The 19,498-nt window shown below is 63.9% G+C and carries 23 protein-coding genes; 15 read left to right on the top strand and 8 right to left on the bottom strand.

The annotated features are described in order from the left end of the window. Positions 1 to 46: 46 nt before the first annotated feature. Positions 47 to 2,473 carry a Lon protease family protein gene (locus MIN45_RS04700; RefSeq protein ID WP_286293693.1) on the top strand — a complete coding sequence of 809 codons (2,427 nt, stop codon included), beginning with the start codon at positions 47 to 49 and terminating at the stop codon, positions 2,471 to 2,473. Next, positions 2,470 to 3,123 carry a hypothetical protein gene (locus MIN45_RS04695; protein WP_286293691.1) on the top strand — a complete coding sequence of 218 codons (654 nt, stop codon included), beginning with the start codon at positions 2,470 to 2,472 and terminating at the stop codon, positions 3,121 to 3,123. The genes MIN45_RS04700 and MIN45_RS04695 overlap by 4 nt, the downstream gene beginning before the upstream one ends. 5 nt (positions 3,124 to 3,128) lie before the next feature. Here the strand turns inward: MIN45_RS04695 and MIN45_RS04690 are convergent, their stop codons facing one another. Then, on the bottom strand, positions 3,129 to 4,034 hold the full coding sequence (locus MIN45_RS04690; RefSeq protein WP_286293689.1) for an NAD(P)-dependent methylenetetrahydromethanopterin dehydrogenase: 906 nt from the start codon (positions 4,032 to 4,034) through the stop codon (positions 3,129 to 3,131). 5 nt (positions 4,035 to 4,039) lie between these two features. Further along, the gene (locus tag MIN45_RS04685) at positions 4,040 to 4,951 is read right to left on the bottom strand and encodes an NAD(P)-dependent methylenetetrahydromethanopterin dehydrogenase (protein ID WP_286293688.1); all 912 of its coding nucleotides are present in this window, start codon (positions 4,949 to 4,951) and stop codon (positions 4,040 to 4,042) included. A gap of 83 nt (positions 4,952 to 5,034) precedes the next feature. Between MIN45_RS04685 and MIN45_RS04680 the strand changes: the two genes are divergently transcribed. Further along, positions 5,035 to 5,865: a RibD family protein gene (locus MIN45_RS04680; protein ID WP_286293686.1), complete on the top strand. Its 831-nt coding sequence runs from the start codon at positions 5,035 to 5,037 to the stop codon at positions 5,863 to 5,865. Here the strand turns inward: MIN45_RS04680 and MIN45_RS04675 are convergent. The 3 genes from MIN45_RS04675 to MIN45_RS04665 form a co-directional block, all read right to left on the bottom strand. Then, positions 5,859 to 6,377 carry a tetratricopeptide repeat protein gene (locus tag MIN45_RS04675; protein ID WP_286293684.1) on the bottom strand — a complete coding sequence of 173 codons (519 nt, stop codon included), beginning with the start codon at positions 6,375 to 6,377 and terminating at the stop codon, positions 5,859 to 5,861. The two genes, MIN45_RS04680 and MIN45_RS04675, sit on opposite strands and share 7 nt — an antisense overlap. Continuing rightward, positions 6,374 to 6,865 (bottom strand): hypothetical protein, encoded by a 492-nt coding sequence (locus tag MIN45_RS04670; RefSeq protein WP_286293681.1) that lies wholly within the window; start codon positions 6,863 to 6,865, stop codon positions 6,374 to 6,376. The genes MIN45_RS04675 and MIN45_RS04670 overlap by 4 nt, the downstream gene beginning before the upstream one ends. Before the next feature lie 88 nt (positions 6,866 to 6,953). After that, positions 6,954 to 7,454, bottom strand: coding sequence for an MEKHLA domain-containing protein (locus MIN45_RS04665; RefSeq protein ID WP_286293680.1), 501 nt, complete (start codon positions 7,452 to 7,454; stop codon positions 6,954 to 6,956). A gap of 100 nt (positions 7,455 to 7,554) precedes the next feature. Between MIN45_RS04665 and MIN45_RS04660 the strand changes: the two genes are divergently transcribed. The 3 genes from MIN45_RS04660 to MIN45_RS04650 are packed head-to-tail and all read left to right on the top strand — an operon-like array spanning position 7,555 to position 9,876. Then, a complete protein-coding gene (locus MIN45_RS04660) occupies positions 7,555 to 8,325 on the top strand; it encodes a rhomboid family intramembrane serine protease (protein WP_286293679.1) in 771 nt (256 codons plus the stop codon). Beyond that, positions 8,325 to 9,161 (top strand): SDH family Clp fold serine proteinase, encoded by an 837-nt coding sequence (locus MIN45_RS04655; RefSeq protein ID WP_286293677.1) that lies wholly within the window; start codon positions 8,325 to 8,327, stop codon positions 9,159 to 9,161. Before MIN45_RS04660 ends, MIN45_RS04655 begins: the two co-directional genes overlap by 1 nt. A gap of 7 nt (positions 9,162 to 9,168) precedes the next feature. Next, positions 9,169 to 9,876, top strand: coding sequence for a phosphoribosyltransferase (locus MIN45_RS04650; RefSeq protein ID WP_286293676.1), 708 nt, complete (start codon positions 9,169 to 9,171; stop codon positions 9,874 to 9,876). Here the strand turns inward: MIN45_RS04650 and prlC are convergent, their stop codons facing one another. After that, positions 9,877 to 11,922: an oligopeptidase A gene (prlC, locus tag MIN45_RS04645; RefSeq protein ID WP_286293674.1), complete on the bottom strand. Its 2,046-nt coding sequence runs from the start codon at positions 11,920 to 11,922 to the stop codon at positions 9,877 to 9,879. It lies immediately after the preceding gene. A gap of 77 nt (positions 11,923 to 11,999) precedes the next feature. On the opposite strand from prlC, the gene MIN45_RS04640 reads away from it, so the two are divergent. From MIN45_RS04640 to amoC, 8 genes are all read left to right on the top strand, one after another. Beyond that, the gene (locus tag MIN45_RS04640) at positions 12,000 to 12,980 is read left to right on the top strand and encodes a calcium/sodium antiporter (protein ID WP_286293672.1); all 981 of its coding nucleotides are present in this window, start codon (positions 12,000 to 12,002) and stop codon (positions 12,978 to 12,980) included. Continuing rightward, positions 12,977 to 13,960: a KpsF/GutQ family sugar-phosphate isomerase gene (locus MIN45_RS04635; RefSeq protein ID WP_286293671.1), complete on the top strand. Its 984-nt coding sequence runs from the start codon at positions 12,977 to 12,979 to the stop codon at positions 13,958 to 13,960. The genes MIN45_RS04640 and MIN45_RS04635 overlap by 4 nt, the downstream gene beginning before the upstream one ends. Continuing rightward, the gene (locus tag MIN45_RS04630; protein WP_286293669.1) at positions 13,960 to 14,487 is read left to right on the top strand and encodes a KdsC family phosphatase; all 528 of its coding nucleotides are present in this window, start codon (positions 13,960 to 13,962) and stop codon (positions 14,485 to 14,487) included. The genes MIN45_RS04635 and MIN45_RS04630 overlap by 1 nt, the downstream gene beginning before the upstream one ends. Then, on the top strand, positions 14,484 to 14,966 hold the full coding sequence (gene lptA, locus MIN45_RS04625; RefSeq protein WP_286293667.1) for a lipopolysaccharide transport periplasmic protein LptA: 483 nt from the start codon (positions 14,484 to 14,486) through the stop codon (positions 14,964 to 14,966). The genes MIN45_RS04630 and lptA overlap by 4 nt, the downstream gene beginning before the upstream one ends. Position 14,967: 1 nt before the next feature. Beyond that, entirely contained in the window at positions 14,968 to 15,696 is a 729-nt protein-coding gene (gene lptB, locus MIN45_RS04620) for an LPS export ABC transporter ATP-binding protein (protein WP_286293664.1), read from the top strand. Positions 15,697 to 15,776: 80 nt separating this feature from the next. Then, entirely contained in the window at positions 15,777 to 16,544 is a 768-nt protein-coding gene (zapD, locus tag MIN45_RS04615) for a cell division protein ZapD (protein ID WP_286293663.1), read from the top strand. Positions 16,545 to 16,547: 3 nt separating this feature from the next. Then, positions 16,548 to 16,733, top strand: coding sequence for a DNA gyrase inhibitor YacG (yacG, locus tag MIN45_RS04610; protein WP_286293662.1), 186 nt, complete (start codon positions 16,548 to 16,550; stop codon positions 16,731 to 16,733). Between the two features lie 76 nt (positions 16,734 to 16,809). Further along, positions 16,810 to 17,631 carry a bacterial ammonia monooxygenase, subunit AmoC gene (amoC, locus tag MIN45_RS04605; protein WP_286293661.1) on the top strand — a complete coding sequence of 274 codons (822 nt, stop codon included), beginning with the start codon at positions 16,810 to 16,812 and terminating at the stop codon, positions 17,629 to 17,631. A 107-nt stretch (positions 17,632 to 17,738) separates the two neighbouring features. Here amoC and MIN45_RS04600 read toward each other — a convergent pair whose 3' ends face one another. Continuing rightward, the gene (locus MIN45_RS04600; RefSeq protein WP_286293660.1) at positions 17,739 to 18,299 is read right to left on the bottom strand and encodes a hypothetical protein; all 561 of its coding nucleotides are present in this window, start codon (positions 18,297 to 18,299) and stop codon (positions 17,739 to 17,741) included. A 229-nt stretch (positions 18,300 to 18,528) separates the two neighbouring features. Between MIN45_RS04600 and MIN45_RS04595 the strand changes: the two genes are divergently transcribed. Further along, positions 18,529 to 19,134, top strand: coding sequence for a peroxiredoxin (locus MIN45_RS04595; protein WP_286293659.1), 606 nt, complete (start codon positions 18,529 to 18,531; stop codon positions 19,132 to 19,134). 54 nt (positions 19,135 to 19,188) lie between these two features. On the opposite strand, the gene MIN45_RS04590 is transcribed toward MIN45_RS04595, so the two are convergent. Then, positions 19,189 to 19,482 (bottom strand): hypothetical protein, encoded by a 294-nt coding sequence (locus MIN45_RS04590; RefSeq protein ID WP_286293657.1) that lies wholly within the window; start codon positions 19,480 to 19,482, stop codon positions 19,189 to 19,191. Positions 19,483 to 19,498 lie beyond the last annotated feature (16 nt).

Genomic DNA, 19,498 nt, shown 5'->3' with positions numbered 1-19,498 from the left:
CGGCGCAAACCTACAATGCCAGGGAAAACATTACGGAGGAGCGCCCATGGATCCGCACGAACCGCTTTCACCCGATCAGCTTTACCGTGCCTGCGACCCGGCCGACTTCCCCTTCTCCACCACCGAGGAACTGCCCGACGTTCCCCTGGTGTTCGATCAGCACCGCGCCATGGAGGCGCTGGATTTCGGCGTGGACATGGCCGATCCCGGCTTCAACGTCTTCGTTCTCGGTCCCACCGGCGTCGGCAAGCAGACCGCGGTCACGGACGTGGTGAACCAGCGGGCCGCCCGGCGGCCGGCGCCTCCGGACTGGTGCTACCTGCACAACTTCAAGGACCCGTTCAAACCCAAACGGCTGCGATTGCCCGCCGGGCACGGCCGCCGGTTGCAGCAGGACATCCAGGAACTGATCGACGAGCTGCGCACCGCCATTCCGGCCGCCTTCGAGGGTGAGGAATACCGCGCCCGGGTGGAGGAATTGGAGCAGTCCGCCCGCGAGCGCGAAGCCAAGGCCATCGAGGAACTGCGTCAGAAGGCCCGGGAGAAGGGCATCGCCCTGCTGGAAACCCCCACCGGATTCGCCTTCGCCCCCCTGACCCATGAAGGCCAGGTGATGCCGCCGCAAGTCTTCAATCAGCTGCCACCGGAGGTACAGAAGCAGATCGAATCCACGGTCGCCGAACTGCAGCAGGAACTGCAAAAGGTAGTGCGCCAGTTCCCCGCCTGGCGCAAGGAAATGCGTGAGAAGCTGCGCCAGCTCAACCGCCAGGTCACCCAGAACGCCGTCGGCCATCTGATCGAGGACCTGCGGGAGAAGTACCGGGAGTTCGAGGGCGTGCTGACCCACCTGGAGGCGATCCAGCAGGACATCGTCGATCATCTGGAGGACTTCCTGCCCCAGCCGGCCCCGCCCATCCCGCTACCCTTTCTTATCAACCGGGCCGAGGAACGCCTCAAGCACTACCGGGTCCACCTGCTGGTGGATCACAGCGAAACCCGCGGCGCTCCAGTGGTCCACGAAGCGCTCCCCAACCATACCAACCTGATCGGCCGTATCGACTACCGCGCCTTTATGGGCACTCTGGTGACCGACTTCTCCATGATCAAACCCGGCGCCCTGCACCGGGCCAACGGCGGCTTCCTCATCCTCGACGCCCGCAAGGTCTTGCTTCAGCCCCACGCCTGGGACACCCTCAAACGCACCCTTCAGGCCGGCGAGATCCGGATCGAATCGCTGGAACGCACCCTGAGCCTGATCAGCACCGTGCCTCTGGAGCCGGAGCCGATCCCGCTCAACGTGCGGGTGATCCTGCTCGGCGACCACCTGCTCTACTACCTGCTCGACGCCCTTGACCCCGAATTCCGCGACCTGTTCAAGGTCGCCGCCGATTTCGAGGAGGATCTGCCCCGCAGCCCGGAAACCCACCGGCTCTATGCCCGCGTGCTCGCCACCCTGGCACGCAAGGAGAAACTGCTGCCGCTGGCGCGCGACGCGGTCATCCGCATGGTGGAGCAGGGAGCGCGCGAGGTGGGAGACGCCCACAAGGTCAGCGTCCATCTGCGCGGCGTCACCGATCTGCTCAAGGAAGCCGACTTCCGCGCCCGCCAGGCCGGCCGCGGGCACATCACCCAAGCCGACGTGGAGGCGGCCATCGACGCCCGCATCGACCGCAACAGCCGCTTGCGCGAGCGCATCCAGGAACTGATCGAGCGCGACGTGCTGCTGATCGACACCGAAGGCAGCCAGGTGGGCCAGATCAACGGCCTGTCGGTGATTTCTCTCGGGGACTTCAGCTTCGGCCGCCCGTCGCGGATCACCGCCACCGCCCGTCTCGGCGACGGCAAAGTCATCGACATCGAGCGCGAAACCGAGCTGGGTGGCGCGATCCATTCCAAAGGGGTGATGATCCTGGCCAACTTCATGGCCGCCCGCTACGCCCGGATCCAACCCCTGTCCGTGGCCGCCAGCCTGGTGTTCGAACAGTCCTACGGACCGGTGGAGGGCGACAGCGCCTCGCTGGCAGAACTGTGCGCGCTGTTGTCGGTGTTGGCCGATCTGCCGCTGCGCCAGGATCTGGCGGTGACCGGCTCGGTCAGCCAGCATGGCAAGGTCCAGCCCATCGGCGGAGTCAACGAGAAGATCGAAGGCTTTTTCGACGTCTGCCGTCGCAAGGGGCTGACCGGCACCCAGGGGGTCGTCATCCCCCAGGCCAACGTCCAGAACCTGATGCTGCGCCAGGACGTGGTGACAGCGGCCCGTGACGGCAAATTCCGCATCCACGCCGTCGCCACCGTGGATCAGGCCCTGGAGCTGCTGCTCGGCGTACCCGCCGGGGAACGCGGTCCCGACGGCCGCTTCCCACCCGAGACGGTCAACGGCCGGGTGGAGCGGCAGCTCCAGGAATTCGCCGAACTGCGGCGCCGCTTCGCCAAGAGCAAGGATCAGGACAATCGCGGGGGCAAAGAGGCATGAGCCGGATCATCGTCGCCATCGACCTGAGCTGCCGTCAGTACCGGGCTTTGGAGATCGGCGCCCGCCTGGCGCTGATCCAGCGCCGCGAGCTGACGGTGCTCCTCATCGAAAGCGTGGACCTGCAGCGGGCCGCCGAATTGCCCTGGGTGCGGGAAATCGACCGCCTGTCGGCCAACCTGCAACCTTTCGACGCCCAAAGGCTGCGGCACTGGTGGCAACAGCGCCGTCGGGAAATCGAACGCTGGCTGTCCCGCCACGCCCAGCCGGGACGGCTGCGGATCGAAACCGGCCGCTATCCGGAGACCGCCCTGGCCTGGAGCCGGGACAGCGACCTGCTGGTGCTCGCCACCCCGGCATCATCCACCGCCCAGACCCAGCCGCCGGTCTGGGTCTGGTACGACGGCAGCGAGGCGGGGAAACGGGCTTTGCGGCTGGCCCGGGAACTGGCCGCCGCCGAAGGCTGTCCGCTGAGGGTCGTCGCCCCGCTCCAGCAGCATCCCGAACTGCCGGAAGCGGTGGTGCCGGTTCCTCCCGAACAGCTGGCCGACTTCCTCGCCGGCCGGGAATGCAGCGCCGTCGTCTGCCCCCGCAGTCAACCCCGGGCCGCGCGGTTACCGCAGGTGGCGCGCTGCCCGGTACTGCTGGTGTAGCGGGTTCACACCCACTTGCGGGCGCGGTTGAATGCCTCGTGAAAGTCGAAGTAGACCGGTTTCTCGGTCTGCAGCAGGTCGCGCAGCATGGCGTTCTGAATCTTGTACTTGAGGTTGCCGACCGCCAGCGGCCCCACCGCCACCGCGCCGGGACTGTTGGGGGCGGTGCTCAGCGGCGTCCCCATGTCGCGGGGTTTGACGCCGGCGATCCCTGCCGGCGGCACCGCGTTGACGTCGCCGACCACCTTGAGGCGGCGGGCGTCTTCGAGGATCTCCTCGTCGAGAACCTGGATTCCGGCCTTGGTGGTGTTGAAGATGATGTCCGCCCGCGCCACCAGCCAGGCTTTGCTGGCCCCGGAGCTGGCGAAGGTGCCCTTGATGTTGCAGCCGCAGCGGCGGCTGTATTCCGAGGCGATCTGCATCGCCGTATCCAGGCTCAGGTGATCGACGATGGTGACGTCGGCCCCCGCCAGGGCGGCGATGACGCCGGTGGAAATCCCCACCGGCCCGGTGCCGCCGAAGACGATGGCGCGGCAGCCTTGCATTTCCAGCCCGTGCTTTTCCTTGAGCTGCTTTTCCACCGCCGCCACCAGCGCCGTGGCGGTGGTGAAAGCCCCGGACGGATCGGCCAGGACGGAGACCTCGAAGGGCGGCACCATCGCCTTTTTGGCGGTTTCCATCATGTCGAGGGCGAGGCCGATGTCGCGGCCGCCGATGAAGATGGCGGTCCGTTTCACCCCGGAAGGTCCGCGGGAAAAGATGATGTCCTGGGTCAGCCCGTAAACCTGGTCCGGTTCGACGCTGGCGTGGGGGAAGATCATGTCGAAACCGGCATCGACCGCCATGTTGATGTCGAACGGGCTCACCTGGGGCCGGGGGCTGAGCATGTGGAGTACGGTGCGCGTGGTCATCGGAATTATCCTCGTTCGGCTTGCACGATTTCCCGGGCCGTGGCGAAGGCCTCGTCGAAGGCGAGATAGACCGGCTTTTCGGTTTCACGCATCTGCCCGAGCAGACGGGCGTGGGTCTGGTATTTGACGTTGCCGATGGCAAGCGCCCCGATGCCTACCGCCCCCGAAGGGGAATCCTCGATCGGCGCGCCGTCGGCCTGCGGATCGATGCCGGCGATTCCCGGCGGCGGCACCGCATTGACGTCGGCGGCGACCATCAGCTTCGTGGCGGCCGCGACCTGCTCGGCGGTCAGCAGCTGAATGCCGGCCGCTCCGGTGGCGAAGATGACCTCGGCCTCCGGCAGCAGCTCCGGCAGTTTGTCGTTGCCCAGCCCCTTGATGCGGGTCTGGCTCTGACCGAAGAACTCGTTGCACAGTTTCGCGATGCGCTCGGACTTTTCCTGCTGGCGGCCGAGAATGCTCACGTCGCAGCCGGCCTTGGCGCACAGGACCGCGGCGATCTGGCCCACGGGACCGGTGCCGGCGAGAATCAACACCTTGCGGCCGCTCAGGGTGGTGTCGAACTTGTCCTTAAGTTCACGCTCGGCGGCGGCAACCATGGCGGCGGCGGTGGTGAAAGCGCCGGAGGGATCGGCCAGGACCGAAATCTCGAAAGGCGGCACCATCGAGGTGCGGGCGATCCCGAGCATCTTCATCGCCGCCTCGGGATCGCGCCCGCCGATGAAGGCGGCGGTGCGCTTGACGCCTTTGGGTCCACGGGAGAAGATCGCATCCTGGATCAGGCCCTGAACCTCGCCTTCTTCCACCTGCAGGTACGGCATGGTCACCTGCCAGCCGGCATCCTGGGCCATGTTGACGTCGAAGGGGCTGAGATTCTTCTCCGTGGTGAGCATGTGAAGGATGTAGGGTTTTTCCATCGGACGGACTCTTGTTCTTGTTGACCGGAAACCGTCGCAGCGCGCCGCAGACGGCAGATTTCCCCAATTATTACGTGGCCGATATGCAAAAACAAATTTTTCGTCTCTATCCTGCACCCTTTGCGGAAGTCCCGCTGCCTGGGCTGTATCTACAGCACCGGGTCTTCGCTTTGGGATCGCCGCAAAAGCCCTTCGTCTATGCCAATTTCCTCGCCAGCCTCGACGGCCGCATCGCCCTGGAAGATCTGCACACAGGCCAAACCTATCTGCCCAAAACCCTGACCACCCCGGCTGATTTTCGCCTGTTTCTGGAGCTGGAGGCCCAGGCCGACTGCCTCATCACCCACGGCGGCTATCTGCGGGCCCTCGCGGAAGGGAGGCTGGGCAACATCCTCCAGATCGGCGCCCATCCCAGCGGGGCGGATCTGCTCCCGTGGCGCCGGCAGCAGGGATTGGCGCCGCAGCCGGCCATCGCTATCGCCAGCGCCAGCCTGGATTTCGTCATTCCCGACTCGGTCCGGGCGCACCGCCAGCAGGTGTTCATCTTCACCGGGGAAGGGGCCGATCCCGACAAGGTGACCGCCTGGCGCAAGGAGGGGTATCCGGTCATCTTCGCCGGCCGTGACACCCTGGTGGAAGGACGCCGCCTGATCCCCATTCTGGGGGAACTGGGTTTTCACAGCATCTATCTGATCGCCGGTCCTGCCATGCTCGACACCGTGGTGCGCAGTGGCCACCTGCAGCGTCTGTATCAGACCATCACCCATCAGCTCATGGGTGGGGAGGCGTTCCGCACCATGGTGCCGGGTCCGGAACTGGGACCGGCCGGCCACCTGATCCTGCGCGCCTTGCATTACGATCCCGCCGGCCCCGGCGGGGCGGGGCAATGGTTCGCCTGCTTCGACAATCAATAACCGGCGGCGCGGCGCTCGGCCTCGCGCGCCCCGATGGCATCCCTGCTGCGGCGGCGGGCCTCGGCGATCAGGCGCCAGTCGCGCTGTTGCAATTCGATATCGCCCCGCGCCAGCTGCAGGGATTTCTTGGCCAGTTCCTCGGCCAGACGCGGCTGGCCCTGCTCCAGCCGCACCACGGCCAGCTCGTACCACAGCCGGGCGTCGTCCGGCTGAATTCTCAAAGCCCGTTCCAAACGCCCGGCGGCCCGTTCCAGATCCCCGCGGCGGCGGTCCTGCCGGGCCTGTTCCACGAGCGCCACCACGGCCGGCGGGGGCGCTTCGGCGTGAACTGGCGGCGGAGGCGCGGCGGCAGCCGGCGGCGGTGCGGCGGGTTTGCGGGCCTGGGGCGCGGGAGGGGCCGGCGGGACCGGGTAACCCGGTTGCGGCTGCACCGCCGGCCCCGGCATGAACAGGGGATCGAGGGAACAGGCGGACAGCCCCAGCATCAGGGCGAGGATCAGCGCACGTTTCATGGCGCCGGCGCCTCGTCGGCCGGTGCGGGCGCTGCGGGGGAGTCGTTCGCTTGCGGCGCCACAACCGCCGGTTTGCGGTCGGGAGGCGGCATCTGGCGCTTGTTCTTGGGGCCGTAGTAGATTCCCAGCAGGGTCATGAAGCCCATGAACAGCGCTGCCGCGATCGCCATCACCCACAGGCGGTCCAGCCTGTCGGTGCCGAAGACCCAGCGGGGACTGATCAATCCGAAGAGCAGGAAAATCACCGAGAACAGCACCACCGCGTGAATGGCGGCGACCTGCCAAGGGTTGCCGATGCGCAGACTGTAGAAGAAGTAGCTGACCAGAAACAGCAGCGAACCGGCGGCGAACATATAGGCCGGCCTGGGATTTTTCATCCAGCCCAGAAACCACTGGGGCCGGACCACCCCAACCAGGATCAACAGCAGGGACAGCACCACCAGCGATTGAAAGATAACCAGTTTGATATCGACCAGTCCTTCTTGCATAAGCCTCTCCTCCGGGATTCCGTTATCGTTTTTTTCATGACTGCGCAGCTTAGGTGCAAACCTAGGCGAAATCAACCAGCCCCACCCGTCATGGCATCCCGAGCCAGCGCCAACGGGAAAAGCAGGCGGCCTGACCGATGAGCCGCCCCTGGATGTCGAGCACGTTCCAGACCGTCGCCTGCTCGATGAGGAAACGGCGGCCGCTGCGGCTGATGCGGACGCCGCGATAGTCGTCGATGTAACCGTGGCGCGACACCTGCTCCAGCAAACGCCGGCGTTCCTCCCGCAGAGGCGCCTCGGCGGAAAGGCGTGATGGCAGGCCGACAAATTCCTCCCAGCGGCGTTCGAACAGACGCTGGGCGGTGAGATTGGCATAATTGAAGCAAGGATCGGCCTGGTCATCGTGGGACACCAGGGCGAAAGGGGCCTGGTACAGCCAGCGCGCCGCCGCTACCGGATCCAGCGCCGGATCGACCAGATCGCGCCCGGTCCAGTGATGGAAACTGCACCGCAGCCGTTCGGTGTGCTCCGCCAGCCAGGCGTTGGCCGGGGAAGGGGGTGTCAGAGGGGCGCGGCGATAGTCGGACATGATGCTCCGCTCGAATGTCACGAAGGTCGAAATTATAGGCCAAGAAATAAGACGGTCTGCTTTACAATGGCAGGCAAACGACAAATAAGGGGGCACGTCCATGTTTCCGATACGCGACACCATTCCCAGCCATTCACCGCCGCTGATGACCTGGGCGTTGATCGGCGCCAACTGTGCGGTCTTCCTGTTCGAACTGGCGCTGCCGCCGGAACAGCTGCAGGCGATGTTCTACTGGTTCGGCATCGTCCCGGCCCGCTACACCCATCCCGAATGGGCCATGATTCTGGGCCTGCCGGTGGACAATTACTGGCCCTTCCTGACCTGCCTGTTCCTCCACGGCGGCTGGCTCCATCTCATCAGCAACATGTGGGCCCTGTGGATCTTCGGCGACAATGTGGAAGACCGCATGGGTCCGTGGCGGTTCCTGATCTTCTATCTGTTGTGCGGCGTCATCGCCGGCATTGTCCACTGGGCCACCAACCTGGATTCTACCGTGCCCACCGTGGGCGCCTCCGGCGCCATCGCCGGGGTGATGGGCGCCTATCTCCTGCTCTATCCGCGTGCGCACATCATCACCCTGATTCCGCTGTTCTTCTACCCGCTCTTCGTCGCCTTGCCGGCGGCCACCTTCATCCTGATCTGGTTCTTTTCCCAGCTGTTCTCCGGCGTCGCCGCCCTGTTGGGGCCGGAACAGGTGGGCGGGGTGGCCTGGTGGGCCCACATCGGCGGTTTCATCGCCGGCATGATTTTGTGCAAGCCGTTTCTCGATCCCAACCGGCGTCAACACTTCTACAAGGATGAATTTGCCTTCGAGAACGCCTGGGACGTGGCGCTGGACGAACCCAAAGAAAAACTCAAAGGAGACTCGTGATGGATTTCGCTTCCCTGTTCTGGCTGTTCTTCATTCTGTCGGCGCTGCAGCCGGTCATTCACCAGCGCATGCTGGAGGCCAGTCGGGCCCGCCTACTCTCACGCATCGAGGCCAAGCGCGGCAGCCGGGTGATCCTCATGATCCACCGCCAGGAATCCATGAACTTCCTCGGCTTCCCCGTGGTGCGTTACATCGACGTCAACGATTCCGAGGAGGTCATCCGCGCCATCCATCTGACCGATCCGGAAGTGCCTATCGATCTGGTGCTCCACACCCCCGGCGGCCTGGTGCTCGCCGCCCTCCAGATCGCCCGCGCCATCGCCCGCCACAAAGGCCGGGTGCGGGTCATCGTGCCTCATTACGCCATGTCCGGCGGCACCCTGATCGCCCTGGCCGCCGACGAAATCATCCTGTGCGAGCACGCCGTCCTCGGCCCGGTCGATCCCCAGCTGGGCCAGTACGCCGCCGCCTCCATCATCAAGGCGGTATCGCAAAAGGACGTCAACGAGGTCGACGATCAGACCCTGATCCTTGCCGACCAGTCGGAAAAGGCCATCCGTCAGGTACGCGAGGCGGTCTACGAACTGCTCCGGCCCAAGTTCCCGGAAAACAAGGCCCGCGAACTGGCCGAGCTTCTCTCCACCGGCACCTGGACCCACGACTATCCTATCACCGCCGACGAGGCCAAACGGATGGGGCTGCCGGTCAACACCGACATGCCGGAGGAGTTCCTGCAGCTCATGAGCTTGTACCCACAGCCGGTCAAGCGCATGCCAACGGTGGAATACCTGCCGGAGCGGCGCATGGCCCAACCCACCACCCAAAGAAAGCAATGAACCGGCCGTGACCGATCTGCCCGCCAACGTCATCGACCAGCCGGAGCTGCGCGACACCGTCGGCGTCTTCGAGAACCGCACCGAAGCCGGCGAGGTGCTGGCGGAGATGCTCGCCGAGCTGGCAGAGGAAAAACCTATCGTTCTCGCCATCCCTGCCGGCGGCGTGCCGGTAGCGGCGGTCATCGCCCGGCAGCTGAAGGCGCCTCTGTCGCTGTTGGTAACCAGCAAAGCGACGCCTTCGTGGAACACCGAAGTGGGCTTCGGTGCCGTCGCCTTCGACGACACCGAGCTTATCAACCCCGAGGCCGTCGAACGGCTGGGGCTAAGCGAGGCGGAAGTCGCCGAAGGTCTGGCCCGGGCCAAGGCCAAGGTAGCCCGCCGTTACCGGAACTTCCTGGGGGAAACGGGAATGCCGGAGGTGCGCGGCCGCACCGTCATTCTCGTGGACGACGGCCTGGCCAGCGGCTACACCATGGAAGTGGCCATCAGGGCACTGAAGAAGCTGGGAGCCGGCAAAATCATCGTCGCCGTCCCCACCGCCCACCGGCAGGCATTGCGGCGCATCGCCCCACTGGTGGACAGGATCTACTGTCCCAACGTCCGCAGCGGCTGGGTCTACGCCGTGGCCGAAGCCTATCGCCACTGGTACGACGTGCCTGAAGCGGAAGTCAAAACCCTGCTGACAGGCGACGGCCAGCAGCAGGGTAACGCTTAATCACGCCTCGGTGCTGATGCCGCTGTGGCGCAGCAACGCGTCGATCTTCGGCTCGCGCCCGCGGAAGGCCTTGAAGGATTCCAGCGCCGGGCGGCTGCCGCCCACTTCCAGGATGTGCTGGAGGAAGGCCCGCCCGGTGGCCGGGTCGAAGATGCCCTCCTCCTCGAAGCGGGAGAAGGCATCCGCCGACAGCACTTCGGCCCACTTGTAACTGTAGTAGCCGGCCGCGTAACCGCCGCCGAAGATGTGAGAGAAACTGTGGGCGAAGCGGTTGAAGGCCGGCGGCCTGAACACCGCCACCTGATCGCGCACTTCTTCCAGAATCTCGTAGATGCGCCCGCCCCGGGCCGGATCGTATTCCATGTGGATGCGGAAATCGAACAGAGCGAACTCCAGCTGGCGCACCATCATCATGCCGGCCTGGAAATTCTTGGCCGCGAGCATCTTCTGGAACAGCGCCTCCGGCAGGGGCTCACCGCTGCGGTAGTGGCCCGCAATCAGATCGAGGGTTTCGCGCTGCCAGCAAAAGTTCTCCATGAACTGGCTCGGCAGTTCCACCGCGTCCCATTCCACCCCGCGGATGCCGGAAACGCCACTGTAGTCCACCTGGGTGAGCAGGTGGTGGAGGCCGTGGCCGAACTCGTGGAACAGGGTCAGGACTTCGTCGTGGGTCAAGAGGGCGGGATCGTTTCCGGCCGGCGGGGTGAAGTTGCAGGTGAGGAAGGCGATGGGCACCTGCACCTGGCCCTGGAGCCGGCGGCGGGCGACGCACTCGTCCATCCAGGCCCCGCCACGTTTCTTGGGGCGGGCGTAGAGATCGAGATAAAAACGGCCGCGGACCTCGCCCCGGGCGTCGCGGATTTCGTAACAGCGCACGTCCGGATGCCAGACGTCGATCCCTTCCAGCGCCCGGATGTCCAGTCCGTACAAGCGCTCGACCACCCGGAACAGCCCGGGCACCACCCGGGTGGCGGGGAAGTATTGCTTGACCTCCTCCTGGGACAGCCGGAACTTGTGCTGGCGCAGCTTTTCCGAATAGTACATCAGGTCCCACGCCTGCACTTCGTCGATGCCGTGATGATCGCGGGCGAAGCGGCGCAATTCGGCCAGATCGCGCTCGGCCACAGGTCTGGAGCGGGCCGCCAGCTCGCAGAGGAAATCCAGCACCTGTTGCGGGGTTTCCGCCATCTTGGTGGCCAGCGACAGCTCGGCGAAGTTGGCATACCCCAAAAGCCGGGCTTTTTCATGACGCAGACGCAGGATCTCCTCCATCACTTCGGTATTGTCCCAGCGGCCGGCGTGGGGACCCTGGTCGGAGGCGCGGGTGACGTAAGCCTCGTACAGCTCCCGGCGCAGGTTGCGGTCGTCGGCGAAGGTCATCACCGCAGCGTAGCAGGGAAACTCCAAGGTCAGGAGCCAGCCGTCCAGCCCCCGAGCGGCGGCGGCCTGACGGGCGACCGTTCTGGCGGTTTCCGGCAGCCCCTGGAGACGGGCTTCGTCGGTGATGTGTTTGGTCCAAGCATTGGTGGCGTCGAGAACGTTCTCCTCGAAGTGGCTCGCCAGTTTCGACAGGCGCTGCTCGATGGCCTTGAAGCGCGCCTTGCGCTCCGAAGACAGAGCGACGCCGGCCAGGCGAAAGTCGCGCAGGGCGTCCTGGACGATCTTTCGCTGGGCCGGGTCCAAGCGCTGGAATTCCTCACTGTCGGCGATGGCCTGGTGGGCCTGGTAAAGGGCTTCGTTCTGGCCCAGGTCGGTGGCGTAGTCGCTCAGCTTCGGCAGACAGGCGTTGTAGGCCTGCCGGAGCGCCTCGCTGTTGACCACGGCGTTGAGATGGCGCACCGGCGACCACGCCTTGTCGAGGCGGTCGTCCAGATCTTCCAGGGGACGGATGAGATTGTCCCAGGTGTAGGGACCGCCGTGCTGGAGCAGGCGCGCCACCTGCTGGCGGTTGTCGTGGAGAATGCGGGTGATGGCCGGCTCCACATGCTCGGGCCGGATGCGGGAAAAGGGCGGAAATTCGTAAGTTTCCAACAGGGGATTGGTCATGGCTGGAATCCTGCGGTCATGGTGCGGTCATCTTAATTCCCACGGAGGAAAAGGCAACTGGTTATAATGACCGGCTTATGACGACCGACTTGTGGATCTATGCCGACGCCCTTGTCGTCGGCCTCATCGCCCTGGTTTACTGCGCCGACCGTTTCGTGATCGGAGCCGCGAGCATCGCCCGCAATCTGGGGGTGCCATCTCTCATCATCGGCCTGACCATCGTCGGCTTCGGGACCTCGGCGCCGGAGATCCTGGTATCCTCGGTGGCGGCCTGGCGCGGCAACACCGGCCTGGCGGTGGGCAACGCCATCGGCTCCAACATCGCCAACATCGGCCTGATTCTGGGCTGCACCGCCCTGCTGGCGCCGGTGGCGGTGCATTCGCGCACCTTGAAACGGGAGATCCCCATGCTCCTCGCCGCCTGCCTGACGGCCTTCGGCCTCAGCTACGACCAGGAACTGAGCCGTCTCGAAGGGGGGCTGTTGCTGGCCGCCCTGATCGCCTTCCTGGGCTGGCTGGGATGGATTGCGCGCCAGGCACCGGCCGCCGACCCGCTGGCCCTGGAGGTGGAAAACGAAATCCCGCCCCCCCTTCCCACCGGCCAGGCCTGGTTCTGGTTCGGTTTCGGGCTGTTCGGACTGGTGCTCAGCTCCAGGCTGCTGGTGTGGTCGGCCAGCGGCATCGCTCACACCTTCGGCATCAGCGATTTGATCATCGGCCTGACCATCGTCGCCCTGGGAACCAGCCTGCCGGAACTGGCCGCATCCCTTGCCAGCGTGCTCAAACAAGAGGACGATCTGGCCATCGGCAATATCGTCGGTTCCAACATGTTCAACATGTTGGCGGTGTTCGCCATGCCCGGCCTGATCCACCCGGGCCGTCTGGAAGCGGTCGTGATCCGGCGGGATTTCCCCTGGATGCTCGGCTTCACCGTCGCCCTGCTGCTCCTGGGCAACGGCTGGCGCCGCTCCCCGCAGATCGGCCGCCTCGGTGGCCTGGTGCTGCTGGCCGGTTTCTGCACCTACCAGTTCACGCTCTATCGAAGCCTGCATCCATGACCGAAAACGAACGCCAGCGCCTGTGTCAACTGGGACTGGAAGTCATCCGCCTGGAGGCGGAAGCGGTCGCCCGCCTGGCGACGCGCATCGACGCCAACTTCGCCCGCGCCTGTCAGCTGATGCTGCGCTGTGAAGGGCGGGTGGTGGTGACCGGCATGGGAAAATCCGGCCATATCTGCGGCAAGATCGCCGCCACCCTGGCCAGTACCGGCACCCCGGCCTTCTTCGTCCATCCCGGCGAGGCCAGCCACGGCGACCTGGGAATGATCACGCCCAAGGACGTGGTCCTGGCACTGTCCAACTCTGGCGAAACCGACGAGCTGGTCTTCATCATTCCCCTGATCAAACGCCTCGGGGTACCGCTGATCGCCATGACCGGCCGCCCCGATTCCACCCTGGCGCGCCAGGCCACCGTCCACATCGACGTCAGCGTCGCGCAGGAAGCCTGTCCGCTGGGCTTGGCGCCGACCGCCAGCACCACTGCGGCCCTGGCGATGGGCGACGCCCTTGCGGTCGCTTTGCTGGAAGCCCGCGGTTTCACCCGGGAGGATTTCGCCCGCTCCCATCCAGCCGGCAGCCTGGGAAGGCGGCTGCTGCTGAAGATCGATGACATCATGCACACCGGCGACGCCATCCCCAGGGTGCCCGAAACCGCCACCCTCGATCAGGCGCTGCTGGAAATGACCGCCAAGAAGCTGGGCATGACCGCTGTGGTGGACGGGGACGGCCGTGTGCAGGGCATCTTCACCGACGGCGACCTGCGGCGGCTGTTCGAGCGAGGCGACTGCGACATCCACACCACCCCCATTCGCGAGGTCATGACCCGAGGATGCGCCACCGCCTCGCCGGGGATGCTCGCCGCCGAGGCGGTCAAGCTGATGGAGGACCGTAAGATCAACGCCCTGCTGGTGGTCGATGACGACAACCGCCTGGTGGGGGCCTTGAACATGCACGATCTGCTGCGCGCGGGAGTGTTCTGATGCGAGACGAGATTCTGGAACGGGCCAGCCGGGTGCGTCTGGTGATCTTCGACGTCGATGGCGTCCTCACCGACGGCCGGTTGTTCTTCGACCACGAAGGCCGGGAATACAAGGGCTTTCACGCCCGCGACGGCCACGGGCTCAAACTGCTGCGCCGCAGCGGCGTGGCGACGGCGGTGATCTCCGGCCGCACCTCCCGCTCGGTAGCGCTGCGCTGCGAGAGTCTAGGGATAGAGCACGTCTATCAAGGCTACGAGGACAAGCGCTTGGCGCTGCAATCCCTGCAGCAGGCCACCGGCATCGCCCCGGAAGCGATGGCCTGCGTCGGCGACGACGTGCTCGATCTGCCGCTGCTGACCCGGGTGCATCTGGCCATCGCCGTGGCCGACGCCCACCCGCTGGTCAAACGTCACGTTCATTGGGTCACCGAGCTGCCAGGCGGCCAGGGCGCGGCCCGAGAGGTGTGCGATCTCGTCATGGCGGCACAGCATACCCTGGATGCGGCCATCGGGGAGTATTTGCGATGAAGCGGCTGCTGCTCTGCCTTGCCCTGCTGGCGCCGAACCTGGCGCCGGCGCTGGAGGACGATTCGGAAAAGCCGGTCTACATCGAGGCCAACAGCGCCCATTACGACGAAAAGACCGACACCAGCACCTACACCGGCAAGGTGATCCTGATTCAGGGCAGCCTGCGGGTCGAGGCCGACAAACTGGTCGCCTACAGCCCGGGCGGTGAGGTCCAGAAAGTGATCGCCTACGGCAAGCCGGTCCGCTTCTGGCGGAAACCCAAACCCGACGAGGAGATCCACGGCACCGCTAAAAAGGCCGAATACTATCTGGACAAGGAGCTGATCGTCCTCATCGGCGATGCCGTGGTTTGGCAGGATGGCAACAAATACGCCAGCGACCGCATCGAATACGACCAGATCAAGGGCCTGATCAGGGCCGGCGAACCCACCTCGGACACCAAGCGGGTCAAGATCCTGCTCAAACCGAAAAAGGACTGACATGGCGGCGCTGCTCGAAGCCGAACGGCTGGTCAAACGTTACCGTCGTCGCACTGTGGTGGACGGCGTGTCGCTGACCCTCAAAAGCGGGGAAATCGTCGGCCTGCTGGGACCCAACGGCGCCGGCAAGACCACCACCTTCTACATGATCGTCGGCCTGATCGCCCCCAGCGACGGAAAGATCCGCCTCGATGGCCAGGACATCACCGCCCTGCCGATTCACGTCCGCGCCCACCTCGGCATCGGCTATCTGCCCCAGGAGGCTTCGGTCTTCCGCCGTCTCAGCGTGATGGACAACCTCCTGGGGGTGCTGGAACTGCGCCCCGAACTGACGCCGGGGCAGCGGGAACTCATCGCCGCCGAGCTGCTGCAGGAATTCGGCCTGAGCCCTCTGGCCCCGCAGCAGGCCGCCAGCCTTTCCGGCGGCGAACGCCGCCGTCTGGAGATCGCCCGGGCCCTGGCGCTGGAACCGCGTTTCGTGCTGCTGGACGAACCATTCGCCGGCGTCGATCCCATTTCCATCCTCGACATTCAAAAAATCGTCCGCCATCTGAGCGAACGCGGCATCGGCGTACTCATCACCGACCACAACGTGCGCGAAACCCTGGGGATCTGCCAGCGGGCCTACATCATCAATCAGGGCCGGGTTCTCACCACCGGCACCCCGGAACAGATTCTGGCCCACCCCCAGGTGCGGGAAGTGTACCTGGGCGAAAACTTCAACCTCTAAGTTTGCTGCACCGGCCCGGAAAAGGCTCTACAATAATTTTTTTCCATCCACCTTCCATACCCAAGCGGATCGCTGTCACGTTGAACGGCCATATCACCTACGAATTTCCCCTGAACGAGCGGATGCGGACCTTCATCCGTCTGGAGCAACTGTTTCGACACGTGCACCATTTCGCCCGTGGCGGTTCCGAATACGACAGCCGGGCAGCGGTGGACGGTCTGCTGGACATCCTCGCCATCTTCAGCCGCAACGATATCCGCTCCGAACTGCTCAAGGAATTGGAACGCCATTACAAGGTGCTGGCCCGCATCGCCCGCAGTCAGGGAATCGACCGCGACAAGCTGCAGGCAGTGGTGGCACAGATCGACACCCTCAGCAAACGGCTGCAAGGTATCAACGGCAAACTGAGCGCCCAGCTGAACAGCAACGGCCTGTTCAAAAGCATCGCCCAGCGCAGCGCCATCCCCGGGGGGACCTGTAACTTCGATCTCCCCGGCTACCACTACTGGCTGCAGCAACCAGCCAGCCGGCGCCAGGCCGACCTCAGCGCCTGGATCGCCCCTTTCAGTCCCATTCAGGACGCCCTCGGTTTCGTGCTCGATACCATCCGCCACAGCACCCTGCCGACCGCCGAGCTGGCCCAGGCGGGTTTTTTCCAGCAAAATCTGGACCGATCCCTGCCGTATCAGATGCTGCGCGTCACCCTTGACGAGGAACTGCCGGTCTTCGCGGAAATCAGCGGCGGCAAGCACCGGTTCACCATCCGCTTCATGGAACCGGCGTTCGAGGAGCGCCCGTGTCAAACCGAGACCGATATTCCCTTCCAACTCACCCGCTGCCTTTTCTGAGCTATGCACGTTCCCTGTCCGATTTGCCGCAAACCAGTGGAATGGCGCCGCGACAATCCTTACCGGCCGTTTTGCAGCCGGCGCTGCAAGTTGATCGACCTGGGGGAATGGGCGACGGAAAAGCGCTATATCCCCGGTCCGCCCACCGAAGACAACCAGTCCTCCCCGCCGGAAGATTTCGACCCGTGACGTTTTCGGGAACTTTCTCGAAAATCGATGGTCACAGAGTCGTCGATCCGACAAGACTTCCCAAAGGAGGTAAGAGATGGCTGCAACAACTCAAGCAGTAGCAACTGCCCAGGAAAAACCGCTTCTGAACGTGCGCTGGCTGGCATTTGCGATTCTGATTTACTCGGTGTTTTACGCCTGGGTCCGGTGGTACGAAGGGGTTTATGGCTGGAGTGCCGGTCTGGACTCTTTTGCGCCGGAATTTGAGACTTACTGGATGAACTTCCTGTACATCGAGATTGTGGCTGAGGTTATTACGGCCTCGGTGCTGTGGGGCTATCTGTGGCGGACCCGTGACCGCAATGTGGAAGCGATTGCCGGGACGCGAGAAGAGCTGCGCCGCAATTTCACCCATCTTGTCTGGCTGGTGGCCTATGCGTGGGCGATTTACTGGGGTGCGAGCTACTTCACCGAACAGGACGGCACCTGGCATCAGACCATCGTTCGTGACACGGACTTCACGCCGAGCCACATTATCGAGTTCTATCTGAGCTACCCGATCTACATCATCACTGGCTTTGCGGCGTTTATTTATGCGCACACCCGTCTTCCGTACTGGAATTACCAGAAGAAGGGTCTGTCGCTGCCGTATCTGATTTCGGTGGTGGGGCCGTTCATGATTCTGCCGAACGTGGGTCTGAACGAATGGGGTCACACTTTCTGGTTCATGGAAGAGCTGTTTGTGGCGCCGCTGCACTACGGATTTGTGGTGTTTGGGTGGTTTGCGCTGGCGATTCTGGGGCTGCTGCTTCAGGTGTTTGCCAGCTTCCTGAATCTGATTGGCAAGCCGCTGTGCGGTGAGGTTTACGACCAGGCGGTCGCCCGCGTCGGCGAAGACCAGGCTGTGTGGACCGACTGATTCCCTGACCGGAATCCGAAAGGCTTCAAGAAAGCCCCGGCACCATTTGCAGGTGCCGGGGCTTTTCTTTTGCCACCTGCCGGTTCCGCGGCATGGGTGCGCCAGTGTCAGGCGCTGGCGAATTGCACCGTCACCCCCGATGAAGCAGAACGATCGTTTCGCACCACACCTTCTTCCGGCGGCTCGTAAAGTCGGATCCGCTTCCAGTTGCGGAACAGCGTGTCGTCGAACGGATAGTCGTGGTCGATCGCATATTCGTAGGCCTTACGGAACGCCACCGCGGTCCGGTAGGCGTGCAGCTCCTGGTCCGCAGTCACGCTCTTGACGTTTCCAACCTGAAAAGTCTTGTTGCGCGGTTTGCCGTCCTTGATCCAGAAAACGGTGTAACACAAGTAGCTCTTGTCCTTGCGCTTGTCGTACTTGATCGTCCGCGACACCCCCGTCACCCCGGTGGAAATCTTATTGCGCGGGGTCTTCATGAAGCGGGTGCGGCTGCCTTTGAGGATCACCAGCATCTGATCCCGCCAGCGGATGGCGGCCTGCAGGGATTTCCGCTTCCCACCCCACAGCTTGTGGGAGAAATAACGACTCCGTTCCACCCCCCGGCGTACGATTCGCACCTGATACCCGAACGGATCGGGCTCGGTGATATGCTTATGTTCAGCCATGATCTTCCAACCTGAAAGTTAAGTGGTTATTGTTGTTGTGGACGACAGGCGACTTACGTCGCCTGCTGTCAGAATAATCTTACAAAAATCGCTGGATGCGCGCAAACATCAGAAAAATCTGATATGCAAAGCGGCGAATTTCAGACTAAATTAGTGTAAAATCAAGCCGTTCGTCCCTGTAACGAAGGGACCCTGCAACAAGAAACCAAAACTATCTGGAGGGATTGCGATGAGCGTACTCGTAGGCAAACCGGCACCTGACTTCACCGTTCCGGCAGTCCTGGCCGACGGCCAGATTGTTGACGAATTCAACTTTTCCGAAGCCACCAAAGGCAAATACGCCGTTCTGGTGTTCTATCCGCTCGATTTCACCTTCGTCTGCCCCAGCGAACTGATCGCCCTCGATCACCGTGTGGACCAGTTCGCCAAGCGCAACACCGAAGTGATCGCCATTTCCATCGACTCCCAGTTCACCCACAACGCCTGGCGCAATACCCCGGTGGAGAAGGGCGGCATCGGTCCGGTGCGCTATACCCTGGCGGCGGATATCGGCCATGAAGTAGTGCGTGCCTATGACGTGGAGGCCGAAGGGGCCCACGTAGCCTATCGCGGCAGCTTCCTGGTGGACAAGGAAGGCATCGTGCGCCATCAGGTGATCAACGATCTGCCTCTGGGGCGCAACATGGACGAGCTGATCCGGATGGTCGATGCCCTGCAATTCTTCGAACAGCACGGCGAAGTATGCCCGGCCAACTGGAAACCGGGCCAGGAAGGCATGAAGCCTGACCCCCAGGGTGTGGCCGAATATCTGGCCAAGCACGCGCAGGAACTCTGATCCCTGCACATCGCCTTAGGGAAGGCTGCCGAACAGGCGTTCGGCAGCCTTTTTTCATTCTTCCGAATCCTGCTTGCGCTGGCTGGCCACCCAGCGGCTGCGGACGAACCAGGCGACCCCCAGTCCCAGCAGAATGCCGCCGTACTTGATGGCCGCCAGCATGGCTTGGCTCTGATGATGCAGCGCCTCGCTGGCTGGTTTTAGTACCAGAAACCACCAGATGAAAACGACGAGGTAATAGACGATGACGCCATTGGCCGCCCACATGAAGGGTTTGGGGTCGTCGATCTCCACCGCGGTGCGGTAGAACCAGATGGCGATCGCCAGGGCGACGAGTCCTCCGAGCATAACCTGCCTCCTCTCT

The sequence above is a fragment of the Methylomarinovum tepidoasis genome (genome assembly GCF_030294985.1).
Lineage (GTDB): Bacteria > Pseudomonadota > Gammaproteobacteria > Methylococcales > Methylothermaceae > Methylohalobius > Methylohalobius tepidoasis.
This window is presented reverse-complemented; position numbering and strand designations above follow the sequence as displayed.